The sequence below is a fragment of the Bradyrhizobium sp. MI1.7 genome, from assembly GCF_055811795.1.
In genome coordinates, this window is sequence record NZ_JBVVPO010000137.1 from 1 (window position 1) to 9,020 (window position 9,020).

4 protein-coding genes and 3 pseudogenes are annotated in these 9,020 nt (G+C 59.2%); 4 read left to right on the forward strand and 3 right to left on the reverse strand.

Features of this window, described 5'->3' with window-relative positions; all coding sequences use genetic code 11:
- Positions 1-9: 9 nt before the first annotated feature.
- Positions 10-215, forward strand: a pseudogene (gene tnpB / locus AC0L3X_RS45775) (IS66 family insertion sequence element accessory protein TnpB).
- On the opposite strand, the gene AC0L3X_RS45780 reads toward tnpB, so the two are convergent.
- Positions 203-2,290, reverse strand: coding sequence for a recombinase family protein (locus AC0L3X_RS45780; RefSeq protein WP_473317525.1), 2,088 nt, complete (start codon positions 2,288-2,290; stop codon positions 203-205). The pseudogene tnpB and the gene AC0L3X_RS45780 sit on opposite strands and share 13 nt — an antisense overlap.
- 505 nt (positions 2,291-2,795) lie before the next feature.
- Between AC0L3X_RS45780 and tnpC the strand changes: the two genes are divergently transcribed.
- Both tnpC and AC0L3X_RS45790 read left to right on the forward strand, forming a co-directional pair.
- Entirely contained in the window at positions 2,796-4,361 is a 1,566-nt protein-coding gene (gene tnpC / locus AC0L3X_RS45785; protein WP_439034125.1) for an IS66 family transposase, read from the forward strand.
- Complete coding sequence (locus tag AC0L3X_RS45790; protein ID WP_444592961.1) at positions 4,358-4,960, forward strand: plasmid pRiA4b ORF-3 family protein; 603 nt, start codon at positions 4,358-4,360, stop codon at positions 4,958-4,960. Before tnpC ends, AC0L3X_RS45790 begins: the two co-directional genes overlap by 4 nt.
- A gap of 216 nt (positions 4,961-5,176) precedes the next feature.
- On the opposite strand, the pseudogene AC0L3X_RS45795 reads toward AC0L3X_RS45790, so the two are convergent.
- Both AC0L3X_RS45795 and AC0L3X_RS45800 read right to left on the reverse strand, forming a co-directional pair.
- Positions 5,177-6,105 (reverse strand): annotated as a pseudogene (locus AC0L3X_RS45795) (TauD/TfdA dioxygenase family protein).
- 445 nt (positions 6,106-6,550) lie between these two features.
- Positions 6,551-7,795 (reverse strand): pectate lyase family protein, encoded by a 1,245-nt coding sequence (locus AC0L3X_RS45800; protein ID WP_439034123.1) that lies wholly within the window; start codon positions 7,793-7,795, stop codon positions 6,551-6,553.
- 727 nt (positions 7,796-8,522) lie between these two features.
- Between AC0L3X_RS45800 and AC0L3X_RS45805 the strand changes: the two are divergent.
- Positions 8,523-8,936 (forward strand): annotated as a pseudogene (locus AC0L3X_RS45805) (FMN-binding negative transcriptional regulator); the annotation flags it as partial.
- Positions 8,937-9,020 lie beyond the last annotated feature (84 nt).

Genomic DNA, 9,020 nt, shown 5'->3' on the forward strand with positions numbered 1-9,020 from the left:
AAGGAGACGCTGGGCCACGATCCGATGAAGGGCGTGGCGGTGGTCTTCCGTGCGAAGCGCGCTGATCGGGTGAAGATTGTTGTCTGGGATGTAGTGGCCTCGTGCTGTATTGGAAGCGGCTTGAGGGCAGCGGCTTCAAATGGCCACCCATCGTGGCCGGTGTGATGCGGATGAATGCGGCCCAGCTGTCCGCGCTTCTCGATCACCCATGTTGATGCCCCTCCTTGTTAGGCTGACAGATTCTTAGATCAAGTTGCGCAAGGACGTGGTTTCGAAGGTTTCGGACAGCGTCAAGAACGGATGGTGTATTCGGGAAGAGATAGGCGCCGCTTGGCTGGCGATCAATCAGCAAACGCTTACTTCGGATCTGGACATAGAGCCAGTTCACCGGAATCTCGAGCCTTCGTGCCAGTTCGGGCGGGCTGAGGAGTGAGTCGTCATGCTCCCATCGGCTGCGCTGGGTAGCTACCTTGATGGCAGCAGCACGACGGAGCCGCCCAACGGTGATGGGCAGCACCTTATCGGCGCAACGCGGAGAGCGGTGGCCTTCTTGGGTAAGGATTGCGGCGATCTCGTCGTCTGGGACGCCGTCGCGGGCGAGCGCCAGCGAGCGCTCCCGCATCTCTGTGCCTCGTGTCAATTTGGTGACGGAGTTGACGCTCATCTTCACCTCGAGCTCCGTCACGGCGCCTCCGCGCCAGACGATCCTGGCCAGGGCCAAGTCGTTCTCGCCACGATCGAGCACGACCTTTTCGATGAGGCATCGCAGCAAAGCCTTGCGATGCGCGTCCGAGATAGCCTCGTCACCCCATATCTGCGGGAGGCGGCCGGTGAGGCTGATGACCTTGTCGTTGAGCTCCTTGCTTATGGCTACTTGCGTGATGGCTTTGGACGGCATCTGTCGGGCAAGCGCTTCTTCGGCGGCGCGCACGTCGTTTAGCGCCGCTTCCCATCGGCGCTCGAGTTCCGAGGCGACCAGCCGATTATCTGGATCAGCTCGGTTGAACTGCCGTTCGGCGAGCGCCGCCGTGTACCGCTTGCGCTCGAGCTCTCGTTCTGCGCTGGAGCGTAACGCACTGCTCATCTGCTGCTGGACCCGGCGGGAACGCGACAAGGCATCGAGTTCAGCCGGCGCTAGTGCGGTCAGGAATGCATCGCCAACGGCCGCATCGATATGAGCGGCGCGAATGTGTTGGCAGGTTGGATGACCTCCCTGGGTACGCAGGTGGTTGCATACATACTCGCCACCGCCCTTGTAGCGGACGTACATCTTATGGCCACATCGTGCGCACCAGGCGATGCCGTGGAGCAGAAGCTCGCCATTGCGAGGCGCGTCTCGGGTTTTGATGCGCATGTATTCGGCTCGATTATCTCTGATGACGGCCCGGATTTTTTCATAAATTGGCCAGTCGATATAGGCTGGATATCGATCTTTGACGACGATCCGCCACTCCTCCATCGGCCGCGGAGCCTTTTGTGGCAGGGCGCCCTCCCGCTTCGGCGGCTGGAAGCGGGTTCGTCCATAGACGAAGGCGCCCGCATAGGCGGGGTTCTTCAAGATGGCCGCTACGGCAGCCAGCGTCGCGCGCGTCCAGCACAAATCACCATACCGACCACGACGCGGCAGTTCCAGGTCACGCTCGTTCAACGCTCGCATGACCTTGGCAACGCTGCGCAGCTGCAGGAACAACTGGAAGACGAGACCGAGCCGCCCTTGCACGGCCATGTCGGGATCCTTAACGACCACGCCGCTCGGGTCCCGCATCAGTCCGATTGGCAGCATAACCGCAAGTTCGCCGCGTTCGGCTTTAGCCAGCAGGCCGGCGGTCAGCCGACTGCGGATCGTATGTAGCTCAAGCTCGGAGATCGAACCTTTCAGCCCGAGAAGCAACCGTCCGTTAGGAGTGCCCGGATCATAGACACCATCGCGGTCGGCGATCAGACAGCCACGCAGACCACAGATATCCAGGAGCGGATACCAGTCGGTACAATTACGCGCCAAGCGGGTCACGTCGATCGACAGGATGAGCCCCACTTCACTCAGGCCAACACGGCCAACGAGTTCTTTGAAGCCGTTACGATGCGCTGTAGACGCGCCGCTCAACCCGAGATCGGTGTCAATCACATCGATGGCCGCCTCACGCCATCCGAGTTCGCGGGCGCGCTTGCGAAGCGCGTATTGAAGGCGCAGGCTCTCCTGATTGCTTACGACCTGGTGGGGCGTCGACTGCCGGATGTAGACTACGGCTTTGCGCGCCAAGTGGCTTGGTGTGACCAGCTCGGACTTCATGAGGGATCTCCGCCAAAATCGCGGCGACGTCTTCGACGATCTGGCGTCGGAGCGCGGGCGTCAGCGTCGACCAAAGATCGGCTGGATCCATGCTCATGTGCGTCGGGACAATCCGCTGTCGATAAAAGCTCGAGTAGAGCCTCCATACTCAGCTTAATCTGATTTGCTTCTTGTCCATAATATTCGATTGCGGTTGCCTGAATCAGGAGACTGCTTCCCGTGCGAAACTCAACTTCATACGAAGCGGGAATGCTTCGGCCTCGCTGGCCGATCTTCCTAATCACTCGATATGAGCGGCCGTACAAAGGATGGTGGGGGTCTCGAACTTGGACCACCTCCGGAAATGATTCGTCAGACTCACTATTGGGGACATTCCTCAATCCCCTCGCTGGCCGGCATGGATTGGACGCGCATGCACGCGCCTCGAATCCCGCAGCCGAAAGCGCTTGCGTAAAGATACAGATCATCGCTGCATCGGGACGCGAAGCATGGCAAGCTCGGGTCAATGAGTGATTTGCCCGATGAGCTGCCGAGCGATCCCGCCGAGTTGCGTATCTTTGCCGCGGCTCTGCTGGATCGCTGCGCCCGGCTCGAGCGGTTGCTCAAGCTTGCGAAGGATGCGCAGTTCGGTCGGTCCTCGGAAAAGCTGGACGCTGATCAGCTCCAGCTTGTTCTGGAGGATATCGATCAGGCCGTCGCGGCCCTCGAAGCCGCCGAGGACCGCGCCAATCCCAAAGCACGCGAGAAGAGAGCTGCCGAGCGCAGGGCCAATCGTGGCAAGCTGCCGGAGCATTTGCCGCGCATCATCGAGACCCTGATGCCCGCTGCAACCTGCTGCCCGTGCTGCGCAGGCGACCTTTTTGAGATCGGTCACGATGAGAGCCAGAGGCTGGACGTCGTACCGGCGCAGTATCGCGTCATCGTCACCCGCCGCCCCAAACTGGCCTGCCGCGCCTGTCACGGCGTCGTCCTCCAGCATGCTGCTCCCGAGCGATTGATCAGGGGAGGACTGCCGACCGAGCGGCTCGTCGCGCATGTGATCGACGCCAAGTATCATTGGCATTTGCCGCTTTACCGCCAGGCGCAGATGCTGGCGACGCACGGTATCGCCATCGACCGTTCCACGCTCGCCTTCTGGGTCGGCTACGCCGCCCAGGAATTGAAGCCCTTGTGGCATCGTCTGCGCCAGCTTCTGCTCGCCTCTTCGAAGCTCTGTGTCGACGAGACCCCCGCACCGGTGCTGGACCCGGGGCGCGGCAGGACCAAAACCGGCTACTTCTGGGCGCTGTCACGCGATGACAGGCCCTGGGCCGGACCTGACCCACCTGGTGTGGTTTACGCCTATGCACCGGGCCGTGGGGCCGTTCATGGCTTGCAGCTACTTGAGGGCTTTCGCGGCATCATCCACTGCGACGGTTATCAGGCTTACAAGACTATGACCCGAGAGACGCGTGCGGACGCCTTGTCCGGGACGCTCGCCTTCTGCTGGTCGCATCTCCGGCGCCAGTTTGTGAAGATCGAGCGCGAGGCCGCTCCGGCGCCAGCTCCGGTTGCCCGCGAGGCTCTTGAGCGCATCGCCCAACTTTACGCGGTCGAAAAAGCGCTCCGCGGCCGATCAGATGTCGAGCGCCGTGCTGGCAGGCAGGCGCATGCCCGACCTCTGGCTACAGCCTTGAAGCAGTGGTTTGAGGCCAAGCTTGATCACCTTGCACAGAAGAGCGACACGGCGAAGGCCTTGCGTTACGCGCTGCGTCATTGGGACGGCTTGACGCTCTATCTTGATGACGGGCGCATCGAGATGGACACGAATGCTGTCGAGCGTGCGATGCGGCCGATCAAGCTCAACGCCAAGAACTCCCTTTTTGCCGGTTGCGACGAGGGCGCCGAGAATTGGGCAGTTCTGGCTTCGTTAATCGAGACCTGTAAGCTCAATGGCGTCAGTGCCGAGCACTGGCTCGCTGATGTTCTCGCGAAGCTCGTCAATGGTTGGCCTGCGGCGCGACTGGACGAACTGCTCCCTTGGGCATCGATCTACACGATGCATGCACACGATCCGAGGCTGGCGGCATGAGCCTGAACACGACCGCGGTCCGGATCAAGGTGACCCTCAAGGACGTAAAACCGGAGGTGATGCGTCGCCTTGTCGTGCCGCTCCCGCTGCGCCTTGATCGGCTGCATCTGACGCTTCAGGAGGCATTCGGCTGGACGAACAGTCACCTCTTCGAGTTCTTCGCTGGTGAGGCACATTGGGGGGTTCCCGACCCCGACAATGATTACGGCCACCAGCCCATGGATGCCCGTAAAGCGCGGCTTTGCGATATCGTTCACGAGACCGGCGCGAAGACGATCCACTATCTCTATGACTTCGGCGACAGCTGGGATCACGTGATCAAGCTCGAAAAATGGTTCGACAACACCACGACGGAGGGCATGCCCTTCCTGCTCGAGGCCGCGAGCCGTTGTCCTCCGGAAGACGTCGGTGGTGCGCCAGGCTATGCCGAATACCTCGACGCCATCAGCGACCCTGCTCATCCGGAGCACGAAAATATGCGCCGCTGGGGCCCGGAGCGGTTCGATCCCAACGTGATCGACCGGAAGGCCCTCGAGGCCGCCGTCAACGCGTTGTCCGACACATGGAAACCGCGGCGACGCGCCACGCGGACAAAATAAGCGTCAAGCGCCAATCAAAAGGGCCGCAGCGCTACGCTTACGATGAGCTTCGCCGTCTCACTTCAGCAAGGAGGTCGCCTCTCGAGTCTACGGCGCGCCTTAACCCCTCCCATCCAATTGCGCGCAGCGTTTTGCTCGGTGAACTTCTCTTCGCAAACATCTATTCGCGCAAACATGCGATAAGAGCAGTGCATTATCGGTGAATGTGCCGAGCTGCTAGGCAACCTTCGTGGACGGGGGCTTCGTCGTCTTGAGGCGCGTTACACTGCATCGACCGTCGACGCTGACGGGCGCGTCACCATCGATTGTGGCACGATGAACGACGCGATGCTGGTCACCGTAATCGTTGACCGCATAATGCTGCGTTGCGCGGTTATCCCAAATCGCGACATCGCCTTCTTTCCAGCTCCAGCGTACGGTGTTTTCGGGCGCCGTGATATGGGACTGGAATAGATCGAACAGCCTCTGACCGTCGCGCTTTGGGATATCAATAAACCTTTGCACCACATCGCCGAGCACCAGCGCACGCTCGCCGGTCTCGGGATGTACACGGACCACCGGATGCTCGGTCTCATAGATTGTTTTGGTAAAGACCTCATCAAAATGCTTCTGGTCGATTTCGCGAACACGGCAGGTCCCGGCGTAGTCGAAGGCGTTGCTGTGAACGGTCCAGAGCTCGTCGGCAAGCCGTTGGAGCGGCCGCGGCAAATCCAGATAGTGGCCACAGCGTTCGACCAAATCGTATCGCCACCGGACGATGGGATCACAACGGCTCGCAGGACCGCAAGTTTGGGATAGGCCGCGAGAAACGTTCCATCGGCGTGCCATACATCAGCCCGACTACCTCCGCGCGCGGAATCAAGCTCGATGATCGAGGTCGTTCCATTGATGGTACCGAGCGTCGGATGCGGCACCAGCCTTCCCAAACAAGCAGCAAAGCGCTCCTGCTCCGCGTCATCAAGATGACCCTGATCGCGGAAGAAGATCACCTTGTGTTCGAGCAGCAAGCTGTTGATCGCAGCGATGGTTTGGCTCGGTAGATCACCCGAGAGCTTGACATTTCTGATTTCAACACCGATGCGCGCTGCGCGCTTGACGACGTCAGTCAGTGGAATGACCCTCTCGATCGAAGCCGTTTCTTTCATTGCGAACTTTTCCAAGCGTTGCGGATTCTTCAAGCAGACGAGGGCGCATGTCACTCGGTTTCGGAGGCGAACCTCGCGCTACGGGTACTTTCGAGCAAGCACCATGCCAGTCGGAAAACGGAGCTGTGAAGGTCCGTCAGTAGCTGATCGGATGATAATTCGAACAGTTGCCAGGAATTCGATGCCGCCTCCCCTCCTCTTTCCAACCCGAACCCGCCAAAAACCGGACGCAACAATTTGAGACGAGCGCCTGGGTCGGCGGTGAAAGGCATAGGGCGCATAACCGACAGGAATTGTACCGTTCGGCACCCGAAGAGAATGGCCATACGGTCCTCGTGCAACGTCGGGCAGCCAGCCGTGCGTGCCGTTCTCGTCCAGTATGCGCCTTCCGCTCAACTGTTTGCGGCAATCGGCCAAGTCTCGAGCCGCGTCTGCGAACGAGCCATCACCGGCTCTCAAGGTGTCCGGGGCCTGCCCCGGCCGTGATCACGGCCGGAACATCATCCGCTCGAAATGGAAGAGCAATAGATGACCTTGGAAGAGCTCCAAACGATTGAATTACGGTTTCATCCAGACGAAAGCCATTGATCTGCGGCACTGGGGTCGCGATGTTCTCGATGCAGCGACGTCCGAGCACGGTAAGGCAGATGTTCCGCACGGTCCCGCTGGGTTCGCCTAAGAAGCCAAAGATATGTCCACTACCAGTCTTTACAGGTATTTCAATATTGTCAAAGTAATTACCCTCGATCAGTGCTTGCACAGATGATCCAGCATCCACCGCATGGAAGAATCCGCCGCTCTGTTGCGCATTCGTGTTGTGGAAGTAATTGTTAACGAGATGAATATTGGCCTGCGCCCCCTCGATGTGCGGCGCCCGCCCCGAGATCTCATGGAAATAGTTATTTGCGATGGTGATCGTCTGCGGGACACCAAGAAACAGAAGATTCCAATAGTGCTCCCCGTTACAATAGGAGGAAAAGGTATCGCTGCCATCGAAGTCGTTCCAGGAAATCGTAATATTCGTTGTAGGGCCAAAGCCGCCGGCAATCATCTGCCGCCCGATGTTACGAAATCGGTTGTGGTCGATCCAAACCAGGTCGGCTCGTGCAATTGCAATAGCATCGCCGGCAAATATTACGCCTTCATTGATATCACTGATGGTCAGGTTGCGAACAACGACGTTGCTGACGCCATTCAGACGCAGTCCCTTCCCTTTGATTGTAGCGCTCGGGCCAACGCCGATCACTGTCTTGTTTGAACCAATTTCCAGCGGGCGCTTGCCGGCCCTGTCGAAGCCGACCAACGTCCTCTCCTTGCCATCGCAATGCGCGTCGTTGCCATCCATAAGAAGAAGAGATTCACGCTTGTAAGGTGCCGAACAAGCACGGCCATATTGGCAACCCTGCCCCTCGCCCCGCCCTTCCGTATCGGTAAAGTCTATGGTTCCGATTACCTGGATCTCGCGCGGACTATTGTCATCGCAGTACCCGAAGCTGTACGAACGACACAGCTCATAGTTCAGATCTTTGGTTGATCTGACCTGAACTACCTCGCCTCCAAGGCCGCCCGCCGCTCCAAAGCCAAAGCCTTTGAGGGCTTCCGATCGCACATTGTTCGATCCGAGCACGGAAGAGACGCCGAGGACGACAGCAAGTCCGAGCACGCGCAACGAACGCGTGATGTGCTTCATCGTGTCCTTCATAGGCACATGCTCTCTCTGTTACCCGGAGAATCCGCGCGAGGACTGGGACTCTCGAACCCAAATGCTGAACTGGAATAGGTCATCAGCGGGCGGCGTTAACGCCATCAGATCGTCCTCAATAAGGCAGGATCGGAATATCGGAGCCATGCTACACCACAGCCGAAGTGTGCGGCCGCAGGCTTCGTACCAGCTGCGATGGATCTGGGTTGAACAAGCGACCGTTTGATCGAGATAAGCTTGGCAGTTCCAGAATACTGAAGGCTGCAACACGTTGGCCTGGGCGAATGGGCCGTCACTCGTGAAGTTTCGCTGAACCGGCGGGAGGCGCTTCAACTCTTCGGCATTTCCCGCCAGCACCAGAACGCGTTGTGCATGATAGTCGCATCGCGCGGGAAATAGATAGGCCGGGCAATTCTGGTCGTGCCACTCATGGCCCTGAGGTGAAGCTGCTCATGTGCTGCAGTCATCGCCATGAAGAGCCGAATCCGTCTGCAAGCGCCGCGTGGAAGCCAACGGCTGGACCAGATTGCAAACGCGCTCTTTTTATCTGCACTTTTGGCGCATCATGGATTTGCCGCCCCCAGCGGTCTAGTGCGCGCGGAGGAATGAAAACTAGCCACCAAAACTGATTGTTTTTGTGATCCAGCATGAGGTGTACCAAAGCTGAAATCATGAGTCGCCCGGCTTTCCATCGGGCCGCCGGGGAACTTCGTCGATGTACACGCCGCCCTGCTTCCAAGTTGTCGATATCGCCGACCTTCATCGGATGATGCGCGATGCGCGCGCGGCGACACTGATCACCGCCACTCACGAGGGACTTGTTGGAACGATGCTGCTCGTAGTACTCGACGAGCGCGAAGGCTCCATGGGCACGATTTACGCGCACATGGCGCGTGCGAATCCGCAGTGGAAGCTGGCACCGACTGGCGAGGCGATGGCCATTTTCGCTGGGCCGCAGGCCTATATCAGCCCCTCCTGGTACGTGACCAAGCACGAAAGAGGCGAGGTCGTACCGACGTGGAACTATGTCGCTGTGCATGCCTACGGACCGGTCGAATTCTTCGACGATGCCGATCGGCTGCTGGAGGTGGTCACGCGAGTGACCGATGCGCATGAGCGCTCGGGCAAAGACCGCTTGAAATGGACCCGCGGAACGGGACCACTTGAGCCGGTTTGTTAGTTGTAAACTGACCGCTCCTGATCACTTTCTATC

Bases quoted from the DNA above. Each gene is read 5' to 3' on its own strand.
- AC0L3X_RS45780 (WP_473317525.1), bottom strand. From the start codon at position 2,290: ATGAAGTCCGAGCTGGTCACACCAAGCCACTTGGCGCGCAAAGCCGTA.
- tnpC (WP_439034125.1), top strand. From the start codon at position 2,796: ATGAGTGATTTGCCCGATGAGCTGCCGAGCGATCCCGCCGAGTTGCGT.
- AC0L3X_RS45790 (WP_444592961.1), top strand. From the start codon at position 4,358: ATGAGCCTGAACACGACCGCGGTCCGGATCAAGGTGACCCTCAAGGAC.
- AC0L3X_RS45800 (WP_439034123.1), bottom strand. From the start codon at position 7,795: ATGAAGCACATCACGCGTTCGTTGCGCGTGCTCGGACTTGCTGTCGTC.